This window comes from Variovorax sp. ISS6 (assembly GCF_056523145.1).
In genome coordinates this window covers 403,094-417,447 of record NZ_JAWRZC010000001.1, presented here as the reverse complement: position 1 = coordinate 417,447, position 14,354 = coordinate 403,094, and the positions used below count along the sequence as shown (strand labels likewise).

The following is a 14,354-nucleotide window of genomic DNA, read 5'->3' as shown; positions in this document are numbered from 1 at the left end:
CCGCCACACTTCGCTCGCGGCCGAAGTGTGGGATGGCATGGCGCCTTAGGATCGCCGCATGAACACCGCCGCCTCCGCGAACCCGGACCTCCAGCTTGCCCGCCTCGCCGGCGCCATCGCCGAGCCCGCGCGCGCCCGCATGCTCAGCTGCCTGATGGACGGCCATGCGCGCACCGCCACCGAGCTCGCGACCGTGGCCGAGGTCGCGCCCTCGACCGCGAGCGCGCACCTCGCGCGGCTCAAGGAGGAACGGCTGGTCGCGCTGCTGGTGCAGGGCAAGCACCGCTACTTCCGGCTCGCCGACGACGACGTGGCGGCCGCGCTCGAAGGCCTGATGGTGGTGGCCGGCGCGCCGCGCGTGGCCGGGTTCAAGCCCAGCACGCCGAGCCGGCTGCGCAGCGCGCGCACTTGCTACGACCACATGGCCGGCACGGCGGGCGTCGCGCTGCACGACCGGCTGCATGCGCAGGGCTGGCTCAGCGGCCTCGCGAGCGGCTCCTACGAACTCACGACCGAGGGCGCGGTCGCGCTCGAGAGCCTGGGCGTGGAGGTCGACGCGGTGCGGCGTTCGCGCCGCCGCTTCGCCTGCGCCTGCCTCGACTGGAGCGAGCGCCGCCCGCACCTGGGCGGCGCGCTCGGCGCCGCGTGGCTGCAGCTCTCGCTGAAGCGCGGCTGGGTGCGCCAGGAGCTCGACGGCCGCGCGCTGGCGCTCACGCCCAAGGCCGTGCGCGAGATGCCCGAGCTGTTCGCGGGTGCCTGATCGGGCTCGAATCAGGCCTTGAGCTTGAGCAGGTAGATCAGCGGGCCCGCCATCGCGGTGTCGAGCTCGAGGAAGCCCTCGAAGTCCTTGCCCGCCATCCAGTAGGCGTCCCAGTTGTTCTTCCGGATGGTCTTCTGCCAGAGGTCGGCCACGGTCGCGCGACGCACCGCCTCGAGCAGCACCGCGCGCCGCTCGGGCGTCACCTTCTTGCCGGTGAGCACGCCGCGCCAGTTGGCGAGGTCGGCGTCCACGCCCTGCTCGCGCACCGAGGGGATGCCGAGGAAGGGGCGCCTGGCCGACACGCCGATGGCGCGCAGCTTGCCGCTCGCGAGGGCCTCGCTGAATTCGCTGTAGCCCGAGATGCCGGCCGCCGACTTGCCCGACTCGAGCGACTCCACCACCTGCGCGCCGCCCGGGTGCGGCTGGTAGATCAGCGCCGCGGTGTTGCCCGCCACGCGCGCCAGCATGCCGGCGTACATGTGGTCCACGCCGCCGGCCGAACCGCCGGCGATCACCGTCCTGGCGGCGTCGGCGCGCAACTGGGCGATCAGGTCCTTGGGCGTCTTGATCGGCGAATCGGCGCGCACCGCCACCACCTCGTAGTCGCTCGTGAGGCGCGCCACCGGCGCCACCTGGGCCAGCGTCACGGCCGGCTTCTGCAGCGCCACCGCGCCGACCATCACCATGCCGCTCATCAGGATCGCGTCGGGGTCGGCGTCGTACTTCTCGACGTACTTCGCGAGGCCGATGGTGCCGCCCTTGCCGCCGATGTTCTCGTAGACCACGTCGCCCACCGCGCCCGAGGCCAGCATCGCGGCGCCGAGCGCGCGGCCGGTCTGGTCCCAGCCGCCGCCCTCGTTGGCGGGGATCACGATGCGCAGCTTCGCGGTCAGCTGCGGCTCGGCCGCGCGCGCGGCCCCCGTTCCCAGCACGGCCATCGCGCCCAGCCAGGCATGGAAGCGCCGGCGTCCGGGCGAAGGCGGCAGGGCGGTCGGGTGCGGCATGTTTGTTTCCGATTGTCTAAAAAGGTAAACAAATGATGGCGCAAGGCGCCTGTCGTGTCGGTGACAGGCATCCAGGGGAAAACCCGGGGAATGGGCCCTCGGCCCTGCCAAATGCGGAACTAAGTCACGCTTTGGGTCGACGCGGCCTCACTGGAACGCCACTTCCGCGAAGCTGCGCAGCTTGCGGCTGTGCAGCCGGGTCGAGCCTTCCTGGCGCAGGATCTCGATCGCGCGCATGCCGATGCGCAGGTGCTGCTCCACGCGCTCGCGGTAGAAGTGGTTGGCCATGCCGGGCAGCTTGATCTCGCCGTGCAGCGGCTTGTCGCTGACGCACAGCAGGGTGCCGTAGGGCACGCGGAAACGGAAGCCGTTGGCCGCGATGGTCGCGCTCTCCATGTCGAGCGCCACCGCGCGGCTCTGGCTGAAGCGGCGCTGCGGCTGGTTGCCGGGCAGCAGCTCCCAGTTGCGGTTGTCGGTGCTCGCCACCGTGCCGGTGCGCATGATCTTCTTGAGCTCGGGCCCCTCGCACTTGGTGACGTCGGCCACCGCCTGCTCGAGCGCGAGCTGGATCTCCGACAGCGCGGGGATCGGCACCCACAGCGGCAGCTCCTCGTCGAGCACGTGGTCCTCGCGCACGTAGGCGTGGGCCAGCACGTAGTCGCCGAGCTGCTGCGTGTTGCGCAGGCCCGCGCAGTGGCCCAGCATCATCCAGGCATGCGGGCGCAGCACCGCGATGTGGTCGGTGATGGTCTTGGCATTGGCCGGGCCGACGCCGATGTTGACCATGGTGATGCCGCTGCAGTCCTCGCGCACCAGGTGGTAGGCCGGCATCTGCGGCAGCCGCGGCGGCGCCGTGCCCTGGCTGCCGTCGAGCAGGTGGCCGAAGGTGGCGCTGGCGCCGGCCGAGAGCCCGCGCCGGCGCGTCACCACGTTGCCGGGCTCGATGAAGGCGATGTACTCGCTGTGCTCGTCGGCCATCGCCTCGTGGCCCAGGCGCACGAACTCGTCGATGTAGAACTGGTAGTTGGTGAACAGCACGAAGTTCTGGAACCAGTCGGGCAGGGTGCCCGTGTAGTGGCGCAGCCGGTGCAGCGAGTAGTCGACGCGCGCGCCCGTGAACAGCGCCAGCGGTTGCGCCTCGCCGGGCAGCGCCTCGAAGGTGCCGTTGGCGATGCCGTCGTCCATCGCGCCGAGGTCGGGCAGGTCGAACACGTCGCGCATCAGCGCGCGCCGCTCGGGGCTCATCGTGCCCTCGATGTGGTCGTTCTCGGCGAACGAGAAATGGATCGGGATCGGCTGCGTGCTGGTGCCCACCTCGAGCTCGACCTGGTGGTTCTCGAGCAGCAGCCGGAACTGGTCGAGGTAGTAGCGCGCATAGAGGTCGGGCCGCGTCAGCGTGGTCTCGTAGCGCCCGGGCCCGGCCACGAAGCCGTAGCTCAGGCCGGCATTGGCCGGCGGCGTGTGGCGCGCCACCGTGTGGGTGTGGACCCGCACGAAGGGATAGCAGGCGCGCACGCGGCCCGGCAGCTCGTCGCCGTCCACGAAGCGCAGCATCGATTCGCGCAGATGGGCGAGTCCGCCCTGGTAGATGGCCTTCACCTGGTCGAGCGCGGCGGCGGCGTCGGTGAAGCGGGCGGGTGCGACGAAGGGGGGCATGTAGGGCATGGCGGCATTGTGCAATGCCGTCATGACCGCTCGCGGGCTGGAGCCTCAGGCCAGCAGGCAGCCCAGCACCTTCGCGAGCATGTCGTCCACATCCGCCGCGGGCACCGCGCCCGGCAGCGCGATGTCGCCGTGCATCACGAACACCGGCTTGCCCCACTTCAGGCCCATCGCCATCTCCGACAGCGTGCCCATGTTGCCGCCGATGGCGACCAGGCACAGGCCGCTGCGCGCGACGATGCCGTTGCGCAGCTCGCCCATGCCGGTGGGGATGGCGACGCCGAGCCATTCGTTGGCGTTGCGGTCGTCGTCCTCGGGCAGGATGCCCACGGCGATGCCGCCGGCCTCGGCGGCGCCGCGCGAGGCCGCGGCCATCACGCCGCCGCGCCCGCCGCACACCACCGCCATGCCGGCGCCGGCCAGTGCATGCGCGACCGCATGGGCGGCCTCGCACTCGGCGGGCCCGCCATCGCCGGGGCCGATGATCGCCACCGGCTGGCGATGGCGTTCGGGCCCGCGCTGCCGCTGCGCGAGGCGCGCGAGCGCCTCAATGACCGGCGCCGACCGCACCGCGTTCACGCCTTCGCGCAAGCACATCGCCCACTCCCATCACGATCACGCACACCACCATCAACACCAGCGACAGGGCCGCCGCCACCGCGAAATCGGAACCGCCGTCGCCCACCTGCGCCAAGAGCATCAGCGGCAGGATGTTGAGCTGCGTGCCCACCAGCGCCAGCGCCGTGCCGTAGGTGCCCATCGCGATCGCGGCCACCATGCAGGCGTTCGACAGCACCGAGGGCGCGACCTCGGGCAGCACCGTGTCCCAGAAGGCCCGCGCGCGCGAGGCGCCGAGCGTGCGCGCGGCCTGCGCCGGGCGCGGGTCGAGGTTGGCGAACACCGGGTACAGCGACAGCGCCACGCGCGGGATCAGGTAGTAGGCATAGGCGAAGCCCAGGCCCGACACGCTGTAGATCCAGCTGCCGAGCACGGCGGGATCGGCGCCGAGCCCGGCCATGAGCTGGGTCACGAAGCCCGCGCGGCCGAAGGCCAGGATGAAGCCGTAGGCGATCACCAGCCCCGAGAAGGCCAGCGGCAGGCCCAGCAGGGTCATCAGCCACTGGCGCCGCGCGGCCGGCTGGCGCGCGAGCTCGATCGCGATGCAGGTGCCGACCAGCGCCGACACCGCGCCCGCCGCCAGCCCGAGCGCCAGCGTGTTGCGCAGCGCGCCGAAGAACAGCGGGTTGCCGACCAGCCGGCCGAAGGCGCTGCCGCGCTCGGCGAAGGCCTCGGGCAGCAGCGCAGCCAGCGGCACCGCGAAGAACAGCGCCATGAAGGCCCAGGCGGGCCAGGCACCGAAGCGTCTCATCACGAAGCGCCTACTTCCCCAGCGCGGCCTGGGCCCAGAGCTTGTCGAGCTCGGCCTTGCGCTCCGAGGCCTTCACCACGTCGAGCGGGCGGATCTGCGGCGCGGCCGGCATCTTCGCGGCGACGTCGGCGGACAGCGGCGTGCCCGGCACCGCGGGCCGCACGAAGCCCTGCGCGAACAGCGACTGGCCGGCCTCGCTCATGATGAAGTTGAGCCACAGCTTGCCGGCGTTCGGGTTCGGGCCGTTCTTCACCAGGCTGATCGCATAGGGCGCGGCCACGCTGGCCTCCTTCGGGATCACGACCTCGACCGCGTCGCCCATGCCGTCGACATGCTTGGCCTTGAGGCCGTCGTTCTCGTAGCTGATCCAGACCGGGATCTCGCCCTTGAGGAACTTGGCGTAAGGCGTGGTGCCTTCCACGCGCAGCACGTTGCCGGCCGCATGCAGCTTGCCGAGGTAGTCGGTGCCGGGCTGCACGTTGTCGACGCCGCCGCCGTTGGCATAGGCCGCGGCGAAGGTCAGCACCTGGCCGATGCCGGTGGAGCGCGGGTCGAGGTAGACCACCGTGCTCTTGAACTCGGGCTTGAGCAGGTCGGCCCAGCCGGTGGGCACGTTCTTCACCAGCTTCCTGTTCACGAGGAACGCGATGTTGAGCGTGTGGATGGTGAACCAGCGACCCTCGGCCTCGCGGAACACGGCCGGCAGCTTGTCGAAGTTGACGGGCTTGAACGGCGCGACCACGTCCTTCTTCGCGGCATCGACGGCCGAGGCCGCGAAGTAGTAGGCGGTGTCGGCCTGCGGGCGGCGTTTCGTTTTTTCCAGCGCGACCACGGTGGCGGCCGAGCCGATGTCGTTGTAGGTCAGCTCGATCTCGGGATAGCGCTTCTTGAAGTCGCGGAACAGCGACTTCCAGTTGGCCCATTCGGGGCCGGTGTCGAAGGAGACGCACAGGCCTTCCTTCTGCGCCTCGGCGTAGAGCGCCTTCTCGCCCGCGTAGAGCTCGGGGCCGTCGAAGGCGAAGGCGGTGCGCGCGAGCGCCAGCACGGGCAGGGCGCCGGCGGCCTGGATCAGATGTCTGCGTTGCATGGAAGTGGCTCCTTGGGAGGAAGGGATGTCAGTGGTCGAGCAGGCGAAGGTGTTCGGGCGCGATCGCGATGGCCTCGGTGGCCGGCCGCGCCGATTCGGCGAGAAAGGGCCTGGGCGCGCCCGGCACCTCGAAGTCGTAGCGCGTCAGCGAGCCCAGGTAGCGCTGCGCGCCGCAGCGGCCCGCGATGCGGTTCGGCGTGCCGGGCGCGGGATCGGCCGCGATGTGCTCGGGCCGCACCAGCACGTGCAGCGCGGTGCCGGGCGCGCGCATGCCGGTGGGCGCGGCGAGCTGGGCGAAGCCCAGGTCGAGCTTGTTGAGGCCCGCCACCTTGGCCGGCAGGATCGTCGAGAGCCCGACGAACTCGGCCACCGCGCGGCTCGCGGGCTCTTCGTAGATCTCGCGCGGCGTGGCGATCTGCAGCAGCCGGCCGTCCTTGAGCATCGCCACGCGGTCGGCCATGGCGAGCGCCTCTTCCTGGTCGTGCGTGACCAGCAAGGTGGTGGCGCCGAAGCGCTGCTGGATCGCGCGGATCTGGTCGCGCAGGTGGCCGCGCACGCTGGCATCGAGCGCCGACAGCGGCTCGTCGAGCAGCAGCGCGCGCGGGTCGATCGCGAGCGCGCGCGCCAGCGCCACGCGCTGCTGCTGCCCGCCCGAGAGCTGCGCGACGGCGCGCCGCGCGTACTCGCCCAGGCCCACGGTGTCGAGCAGCGCCTGCGCGCGCTGGCGGCGCTCGGCGGTCGCCACCTTGCGCAGCTTGAGGCCGTAGGCCACGTTGTCGAGCACGCTCAGGTGCGGGAACAGCGCATAGCTCTGGAACACCATGCCGATGTGGCGCCGGTGCACCGGCGTGCGCGACATGTCCTCGCCGTCGAGCGCGATGCGGCCCGTGTGGCCGGTCTCGAGGCCCGACACCAGCTTGAGCAGCGTGGACTTGCCCGAGCCGCTGGGCCCGATCACCGCGACCAGCTCGCCGGTGCGCACGTCGAGCGAGACCTCGTGCAGCCCGTGCGTGCTGCCGGGGTAGTTGTAGCTGACCGTGTCGAGGAGGAGGCTCATGGCGTGACGGCGCGTTGCTTCACCAGGGAGGAGGAAAGAAGCGCCGACGCGCTCGCCAGCACCAGGAGGATGACGGTGGCCGCGCAGGCGAAGCCCGTGGCGCCGTAGAAGGCCTGCAGCAGCACCACCGGGTAGGTGCGGTTCTGGAAGCTGGTGAGCAGGTTCGACACGCCGAACTCGCCGACCGAGATCGCCGCCACCATCACCAGCCCGCTGATCAGGCTCTGGCGCAGGCTCGGCAGCACGATGCCGCTGAACTGCTGCCAGCCCGTGGCGCCGAGCGTGGCCGCGGCCTGCTCGAGCCGGTCCAGGTCGAGGTGGCGCAGGTCGGTCAGCAGCGTGTTCGTGAGGTAGGGCAGCGTGAGGATCGCGTGCGCCGCGATCAACAGCGGCATCGAGCCCAGCCAGGGCGCGAGGTCGGTGTTGAACACGATCATGTAGCCGAAGGCCAGCGTGATCGCCGGCACCGCCACCGGCGTGGCGCTCACGATGCGCGCCGCCAGGCTGCCGCCGCGCCGCGCGCCGTGATACAGCGCATAGGCCAGCGGCAGCGCCAGCACGGTGTTGATCGCGCAGGCCGAGAGCGCCACCACCAGGCTGCTCACGAAGGCCTTGCGAAACGAGGTGTCGAGCCAGAGGTCGACATACCACTGCCCGGTGAGACCGGTGGGCAGCAGCGTGTTGGTCCAGTTGCCGCCCACGCTGCCGACCAGCAGCAGGGCGATGGGCAGCAGCAGGTACAGGCCGTAGAGGAGCGAGATGCCGCGAACCAAGGGTATGTCTCCGTGTCACGCGCGGCCGGCATACTTTCCGGATGCGCTACTGTCTGCGTCGGGTCCTCCGCCGCATCGGCCTGAATTCTAGGAAGCGCCTTGGTATTCATGGGTGAAAGTTGGATGACGACACTTGAGCTGTTGGCAACTGTTTTTCACCGAACTTTCATCAACCGGAGCCATGCATGAAGCGCGACTGCCCCACCATCCAGGAGCTGCTGGCCTTCGACGCGGTGGCGCGCCACGAGAGCCTGACGCTCGCGGCCGGCGCCCTGTGCATCACCGTGAGCGCGGTCAGCAAGCAGATCGCGGGTCTCGAGGCCTTCCTCGGCCGCGCCCTGCTGCAGAAGAACGGGCGCGGCGTGCAGCTCACGCCGCAGGGCCGCGTCTACTGGCAGAAGATCGCTGGCGGCCTGCGCGCGATCGAGACCGCCACCTTCGAGGCGCGCTCGGGCGATGCCGGCGCCGGCCTGCTCACGCTCGCGAGCGTGCCCACCTTCCTCACCAAGTGGCTGATCCCGCGGCTGCCGGCCTTCAGCCAGAAGAGCCGCCACGTCATGCTGAGCTTCAGCCGCCATCTCGAGCCCAGCGACGGCATCCCGGCCGGGGTCGACGCGGCGATCCGCTACGGCCCCGACGGCTGGCCCGGCGTGGTGTCCGAATACATCGCGGGCCGCGAGTTCGTGCTGATCGTCGCGCGCTCGCTGGTCGAGGGGCGACACCGCATCGCGCAGCCGGCCGACATCCTCGGCCACACGCTGCTGCACCACGAGGGCGCGCCCACCGCGTGGCGCCAGTGGGCCGCGCAGCACGGCGTGCCCGAGGTGCAGACCGTGGCCGGCCCGCGCTTCGCGCAGTACTCGGCGCTGATCCAGGCCGCGCTCAACGGGCTTGGCATCGGCCTGGTGCCGAAGCTGCTGGTGCAGGAGGAGTTCGCCGAGGGCTCGCTGCTGAGTCCCTGCGGCACGCCGGTCGGCGTGAGCCAGGGCCACTACCTCTGCTACCGGCCCGACCGGCTCGACCTGCCGGCCTTCGCGGCCTTTCGCGCCTGGCTGCTCGACGAGGGCCAGAAGTCGCGCGGCGTGGAGGCCGAGGCATGAAAACGCGCGAGTGGTTACGCTCGCCATCCCTTCTCACGACAAGGACGATGCATCGATGAAAGTCGCAGTCATGGGCGCCGGCGCGGTCGGCTGCTATTACGGCGCCATGCTGGCGCGCGCGGGCCACGAGGTGGTGCTGATCGGCCGGCCCGCGCACGTGGAGGCCGTGCGGGCGCGCGGCCTGCGCCTCGAGGCTCAGACCTTCGACGAGCATGTGCCCATGGCCGCGAGCACCGAGCCCGATGCCGTGCGAGGCGCCGACCTCGTGCTGTTCTGCGTCAAGTCAACCGACACCGAGGCCGCGGCCGCGCAGATCGCGCCGCATCTCGCGCCCGGCGCGCTGGTGCTCACCCTGCAGAACGGCGTGGACAACGACGAGCGCGCGCGTTCCGTGCTGCGGTCCCACGAGGTGGCCGCGGCCGTGGTTTATGTCGCGACCGGCATGGCGGGGCCGGGCCATGTCAAGCACAACGGCCGCGGCGAACTCGTGATCGCGCCCTCGGCCCGCGGCGAGGAAGTGGCGCAGGCGCTGCGCGCGGCCGGCGTGCCGACCGAGATCTCCGACAACGTGCGCGGCGCGCTGTGGGCCAAGCTGGTGCTCAACTGCGCCTACAACGCGCTGTCGGCGATCACGCAGCTGCCCTACGGCGTGCTGGTGAGGAACGAGGGCGTGCCCGGCGTGCTGCGCGACGTGGTGGCCGAATGCCTCGCGGTCGCGCGGGCCGAGGGCGTGACGATCCCGGGCGACATCGATGCCGCGGTGGCGGGCATCGCGCGCACCATGCCCGCGCAGTTCTCCTCGACCGCGCAGGACCTCGCGCGCGGCAAGCGCAGCGAGATCGACCATCTCAACGGCTTCGTGCTGCGCCGTGGCGAGGCGCTGGGCGTGCCGGTGCCGGCCAACCGGCTGCTGTGGACGCTGGTGCGGCTGCTCGAGGACAAGCCGGCGCGGGCCTGAACCGGGCCTCAGCCCGGCATCGGCTCGCGCATCGTCACGAACTCCTCGGCCGCGGTCGGGTGGATGCCCACCGTGCTGTCGAACATCGCCTTGGTGGCGCCCGCGCGCATCGCGACCGCGAAGCCCTGCACCACCTCGCCCGCGTCGGCGCCCACCATGTGCAGGCCCACCACGCGGTCGCTCTTGGTGTCGACCACCAGCTTCATGAAGGTGCGCTCGCTGCGGCCCGACAGTGTGTGGCGCAGCGACTTGAACTCGCTCGAGAACACCGTGACCTGGCCGAACTTCGCGCGTGCGTCGAGCTCGCCGTAGCCGCAGGTGCCGATGTTCGGGTGCGTGAACACGGCGGTGGGGATGAACTCGTAGTCGAGCCGGCGCTTGCCCTTGCCGAACAGTTCGTCGACCACCACCATCGCCTCGGCCAGCGCCACCGGCGTGAGCTGCACGCGCGTGGAGACGTCGCCCACGGCGTAGATCGAAGGCACCGAGCTGCGGTAGTGCGCATCGACTGCGATCGCGCCGCGCTCGTCGAGCGCCACGCCGGCGGCCTCGAGGCCCAGGCCCTGCGTGTTGGGCACGCGGCCGGTGGCGAACAGCACCGTGTCGGCCTCGATCTGCTGGCCGCGCGCGAGCGTGGCCACCAGGCCGTCGGCGGTGCGGGTGACCGAGGCCACCTCGCAGTTCAGGCGCACGTCGACGCCGGCCTTGCCCATCTCGTTGGCGAGGAACTGCCGCACGTCGTCGTCGAAGCCGGTCAGCAGGTGCGCGCGGCGGTGCAGCAGCGTGACCTTCGCGTCGAGCCCGTTGAAGATCGAGGCGAACTCGCAGGCGATGTAGCCGCCGCCCACCACCAGCAGGCGGCGCGGGAACGGATCGAGGTCGAACATCGCATCGGAGGTCACGATGTGCTCGCGGCCCGGGATGTCGGGCACGAAGGGCGTGCCGCCGGTGGCCACCAGCAGGTGGCGCGCGGTGTAGCGCTTGCCGTCGACCTCCACCGTGTGGGCGTCGGCGAGCTGGGCCCAGCCCGTGACCAGCGTGACGCCCGCGTTCTTGAGCAGCGAGCCGTAGATGCCGTTGAGCCGCGAGATCTCTTTGGCGCGCTGCGACTTCAGGTGCGACCAGTCGAACACCGGTTCGCCCGGCAGCTGCCAGCCGTAGCCCGCGGCTTCCTCGAAGGACTCGGCATAGCCGGCCGCGTAGCTGTAGAGCTTCTTGGGAATGCAGCCGACGTTGACGCAGGTGCCGCCGAGTTCGGCGGCCTCGGCCAGGCCGACGCGGGCACCGGTCTGCGCGGCCATGCGCGCGGCGCGCACGCCGCCGCTGCCGCCGCCGATGACGAAGAGATCGAAGTCGTAAGGGGTGGACATGGAAGAAAGGCGCTCCTTTGCGAGCGCACTGTAGCCCGCGTCGATGACCGCTGCCGGGTACGGGGCTTGGAACACTCTGCGAGGCGTCGCGCGCGCCGGCGGCGGTGGAGCGAGAATCCGCGCTCGTCGGCAACGAAGCACAGAGACAAGCGCATGAAGAACGACCCCAGGCACCTTCCACGCGGCGCGGTTGCGCGCCGGCTTGCGCTGCTCGTGTCGTGCCTGTCCGTTCTCGCGCCCCTGCCCGCCGATGCGCAGCTCGCGCGCAAGCCCTCGTTCTATGACGCGCAGAAGCGCGTGGAGGAACCGGCCTCGCCCGTGCGCTCCGCCGGCGGCGCCTCGTCGCTGCCCGCGCTCGCCAGCCGCGCCGACTTCGACGCGCTCGCGCGCACCTACGACGCCGGCACGCCGATGGCGCTGCCGCATGTGCTGTTCGTGATCGACCGGCGCGCGAAGCCGGCGCCGCGCGTGTACTACCTCGACACGCCGCGCTGGCAGCTGCACGTGCGCTTCGTGCGCGACACCGGCCTGGCGCCCCACGCGGGCAAGCGCGAGATCGATCGCAACTACCTCGTGCCCGACCGCCGCTTCCTGTTCGGCACGCTGAGCTGGCAGCAGAACGTCTCGGGCTTCGGCTATGAATTCTGGGAAGGCGACCGCCTCACCGCGCCGCTGCTGCGCGAGGCCGACCGCGCGGTGAAGGCCAGCTTCTTCGCGCCCGTGAAGTTCAAGACCAACTCCACGCTGCACGAGCGCGTGGCACGCGAGGCCGGCGTCGACTTCGTGACGCAGGAGGCGCTGATCCGCGAGCAGCCCTACCTGCCGATGAACCTCGGCACCGCCAGCGGCCGGGTGCGCATCGTCGAGGACGAGGGCGCCGTCAACGCGCTTCTGCCCGAGGACATCGCGGTGCTGCGCCAGGTGCCGATCGCGCTGCCGCCGGTGGCGGGCGTGCTGACCGAGCGGCCGTCCACGGCGCTGTCGCACGTCAACCTGCTGGCCAAGGGCTGGGGCATTCCCAACGCCTACGTGCGCGACGCGGCCGAGGCGCTGCGCGCGCATGCGGGCCAGTGGGTGGCGCTCAAGGTCGCGGCCTCGGGCTACCAGGTGCGCCCGCTCACGCCCGAGGAGATCGCGGCGCTGCCCACGCGCGCCGCGCGCACGGCCGCCATGGGCCGCGGCAGCGCCGCGCCGGGTGGCGCCGCTGCCGTGCGGCCCGACCTGCGCGAAGCGCGGCTGCTGCCGCTGGCTTCGCTGCGCGCCCGCAACAGCGCGCAGTGCGGCGTGAAGGCGGCCAACCTCGGCGCGCTGCAGGCCGCGCGCATACCGTCGACCAGCGTGCCCGACGGCTTCTGCATTCCGTTCGCGCACTACGACCGCTTCATGCGCGCCAACGGCCTCGCCGAGCGCATCGCGCGCATGCAGCAGGCGCCGGGCTTCGCGGCCGACCCGCTGGTGCGCCAGCGCGCGCTCGAGGCGCTGCGCGCCGAGATCGTGCAGTGGCCGGTCGATCCCGCCACCGCGGCCGCGTGGCGCGCGGCCTGGCAGTCGCAGCTCGGCGGCGGCGGCGTGTTCGTGCGCAGTTCGTCCAACTCCGAGGACCTGCCGGGCTTCAGCGGCGCAGGCCTCTACACCACCGTGCCCAACGTGAAGAGCGGCGACGCGCTCGAGCTCGCGGTGAAGAAGGTCTGGGCCTCGGTCTTCAATGCCGAGGCCTGGGAGGCGCGCGGCGCCGCGGGCTTCGGCGCCGAGTCGGTGCTGATGGGCGTGTTCGTGCAGACCGCGATCGATGCCACCAGCGCGGGCGTGATGATCACGCGCGACCCCTTCGACGCGGGCCATCCGCACGTCACCTACATCTCGGCCAAGCGCGGCATCGGCATCCGCGTGGTCGAGGGCCGGCGCGTGGCCGAGCAGCTCATGTACTCGAGCTGGTCGAAGGCGATCCAGGTGCTGAGCCGTTCGGCCGAGGACAGCGCGCTGCAGCTCGACAAGGACGGTGGCGTGAAGGAGGTGCCGCTGGAGGCCGGCCGCAGCGTGCTGACCGACGAACTCGTGGTGCGGCTCGCGAACGTCGGCGCGGCGGTCAAGCGCGGCTTCGGCGGCGTCGACCAGGACATCGAATGGGCCACCGTGGGCGAGCGCATCGTGCTGCTGCAGGCGCGGCCCTACGTCGAGCGCCGCCGCTGAAGCAGGGACCGGCGCCATGAACCTGCACCGCCTCGACCTGGTCTCGCTGTCGCTGTTCAACCTGGTGGTGCGCACCGGCAGCATCAGCAAGGGCGCCGAGCTCGCGCACCTCGCGGTGGGCGCGGCCAGCAAGCGCATCTCCGACCTCGAGGCGGCCGTGGGCACGCCGCTGCTCGAGCGCCATTCGCGCGGCGTCACGCTCACGGTCGCGGGCGATGCGCTGCACCGCCATGCGCAGCGCATCCTCGACGACGTCGACCAGCTCGCGGCCGACCTGTCCGACTACGCCTCGGGCGTGCTCGGCGTGGTGCGGCTGTGGGTCAACACCTCGGCCGTCACGCAGTTCCTGCCGCGCGGGCTGTCGGGCTTCGTGGCGGCCAATCCCGGCATCCGCATCGAGCTCGAGGAACGCAACAGCAGCGAGATCGTGCTCGCGGTGCTCGACGGCCGCGCCGACGCGGGCATCTTCGCGGAGGGCACGCCGAGCCTCGGGCTGCACATCGTCAACTACCGCGTCGACCGGCTGGTGATGGTGGTGCCGCGCGGCCATCCGCTGGCGCGCCGGCGCAGCGTGCGGCTCGAGGAGGCGACCGAGTACGACTTCGTGAGCCTGCCGGCCGAGACCTCGCTCGCGCAGCGGCTGCAGGCCGCGGCCGAGGCGCTGGGCCGGCGGCTGCGGCTGCGCATCCAGGTGCGCAGCTTCGATGCCGTGTGCCAGATGGTGGCGGCCGGCATGGGCGTGGCCGTGCTGCCGCACGCGGCGATCCAGCCGCACCTGCGCTCGATGGGCCTGCGCGAGATCGCGCTCGACGACGCCTGGGCCGAGCGCCGGCTGCTGATCGGCCTGCGCGACGCCGGCGTGGTGCCGCGCCACGTGCGCACCCTGATCGACCACCTCTGCCAGGGTTAACCCTCGGGCGCTTTCGCGTTCCGCGAAAGCTGCGTGCTCGCCTTTGTCGTTCTCCCGCGCGGCCGCGCTGCCCAGAATCCGGGCAACGAATGCGGCGTCGTGCTGGCGAGCCGC

The 14,354-nt window shown here is 71.6% G+C and carries 13 protein-coding genes; 5 read left to right on the top strand and 8 right to left on the bottom strand.

The genetic code is table 11. From position 1 onward, the window contains the following. The first annotated feature begins 58 nt into the window (after positions 1 to 58). Positions 59 to 760, top strand: coding sequence for an ArsR/SmtB family transcription factor (locus AC1HIL_RS01880; RefSeq protein WP_057592581.1), 702 nt, complete (start codon positions 59 to 61; stop codon positions 758 to 760). An 11-nt stretch (positions 761 to 771) separates the two neighbouring features. On the opposite strand, the gene AC1HIL_RS01875 is transcribed toward AC1HIL_RS01880, so the two are convergent. From AC1HIL_RS01875 to AC1HIL_RS01845, 7 genes are all read right to left on the bottom strand, one after another. After that, entirely contained in the window at positions 772 to 1,764 is a 993-nt protein-coding gene (locus tag AC1HIL_RS01875; RefSeq protein WP_479671025.1) for a Bug family tripartite tricarboxylate transporter substrate binding protein, read from the bottom strand. Between the two features lie 147 nt (positions 1,765 to 1,911). Continuing rightward, on the bottom strand, positions 1,912 to 3,429 hold the full coding sequence (locus AC1HIL_RS01870; protein WP_057592580.1) for an AMP nucleosidase: 1,518 nt from the start codon (positions 3,427 to 3,429) through the stop codon (positions 1,912 to 1,914). A 45-nt stretch (positions 3,430 to 3,474) separates the two neighbouring features. Further along, positions 3,475 to 4,023, bottom strand: coding sequence for a TIGR00725 family protein (locus AC1HIL_RS01865; protein WP_479671024.1), 549 nt, complete (start codon positions 4,021 to 4,023; stop codon positions 3,475 to 3,477). Next, positions 3,974 to 4,795 (bottom strand): ABC transporter permease, encoded by an 822-nt coding sequence (locus AC1HIL_RS01860; RefSeq protein WP_057592579.1) that lies wholly within the window; start codon positions 4,793 to 4,795, stop codon positions 3,974 to 3,976. The genes AC1HIL_RS01865 and AC1HIL_RS01860 overlap by 50 nt, the downstream gene beginning before the upstream one ends. A 10-nt stretch (positions 4,796 to 4,805) precedes the next feature. Further along, positions 4,806 to 5,882, bottom strand: a complete 1,077-nt coding sequence (locus AC1HIL_RS01855) for an extracellular solute-binding protein (protein WP_064262350.1) — start codon at positions 5,880 to 5,882, stop codon at positions 4,806 to 4,808. Positions 5,883 to 5,910: 28 nt separating this feature from the next. Next, positions 5,911 to 6,939 carry an ABC transporter ATP-binding protein gene (locus AC1HIL_RS01850; protein ID WP_057592578.1) on the bottom strand — a complete coding sequence of 343 codons (1,029 nt, stop codon included), beginning with the start codon at positions 6,937 to 6,939 and terminating at the stop codon, positions 5,911 to 5,913. Continuing rightward, complete coding sequence (locus AC1HIL_RS01845; protein ID WP_057592577.1) at positions 6,936 to 7,712, bottom strand: ABC transporter permease; 777 nt, start codon at positions 7,710 to 7,712, stop codon at positions 6,936 to 6,938. Before AC1HIL_RS01845 ends, AC1HIL_RS01850 begins: the two co-directional genes overlap by 4 nt. A 185-nt stretch (positions 7,713 to 7,897) precedes the next feature. On the opposite strand from AC1HIL_RS01845, the gene AC1HIL_RS01840 reads away from it, so the two are divergent. Next, positions 7,898 to 8,812: a LysR substrate-binding domain-containing protein gene (locus AC1HIL_RS01840; RefSeq protein WP_479671023.1), complete on the top strand. Its 915-nt coding sequence runs from the start codon at positions 7,898 to 7,900 to the stop codon at positions 8,810 to 8,812. 55 nt (positions 8,813 to 8,867) lie between these two features. Then, positions 8,868 to 9,770, top strand: a complete 903-nt coding sequence (locus AC1HIL_RS01835; protein ID WP_479671022.1) for a ketopantoate reductase family protein — start codon at positions 8,868 to 8,870, stop codon at positions 9,768 to 9,770. A gap of 8 nt (positions 9,771 to 9,778) precedes the next feature. On the opposite strand, the gene gorA is transcribed toward AC1HIL_RS01835, so the two are convergent. Next, the gene (gene gorA / locus AC1HIL_RS01830; RefSeq protein ID WP_479671021.1) at positions 9,779 to 11,140 is read right to left on the bottom strand and encodes a glutathione-disulfide reductase; all 1,362 of its coding nucleotides are present in this window, start codon (positions 11,138 to 11,140) and stop codon (positions 9,779 to 9,781) included. A gap of 153 nt (positions 11,141 to 11,293) precedes the next feature. Between gorA and AC1HIL_RS01825 the strand changes: the two genes are divergently transcribed. Together AC1HIL_RS01825 and AC1HIL_RS01820 are read left to right on the top strand one after the other, a co-directional pair. Continuing rightward, positions 11,294 to 13,330 (top strand): PEP/pyruvate-binding domain-containing protein, encoded by a 2,037-nt coding sequence (locus AC1HIL_RS01825; protein WP_479671020.1) that lies wholly within the window; start codon positions 11,294 to 11,296, stop codon positions 13,328 to 13,330. Between the two features lie 16 nt (positions 13,331 to 13,346). After that, positions 13,347 to 14,240: a LysR family transcriptional regulator gene (locus AC1HIL_RS01820; RefSeq protein WP_261212297.1), complete on the top strand. Its 894-nt coding sequence runs from the start codon at positions 13,347 to 13,349 to the stop codon at positions 14,238 to 14,240. Positions 14,241 to 14,354: the final 114 nt, after the last annotated feature.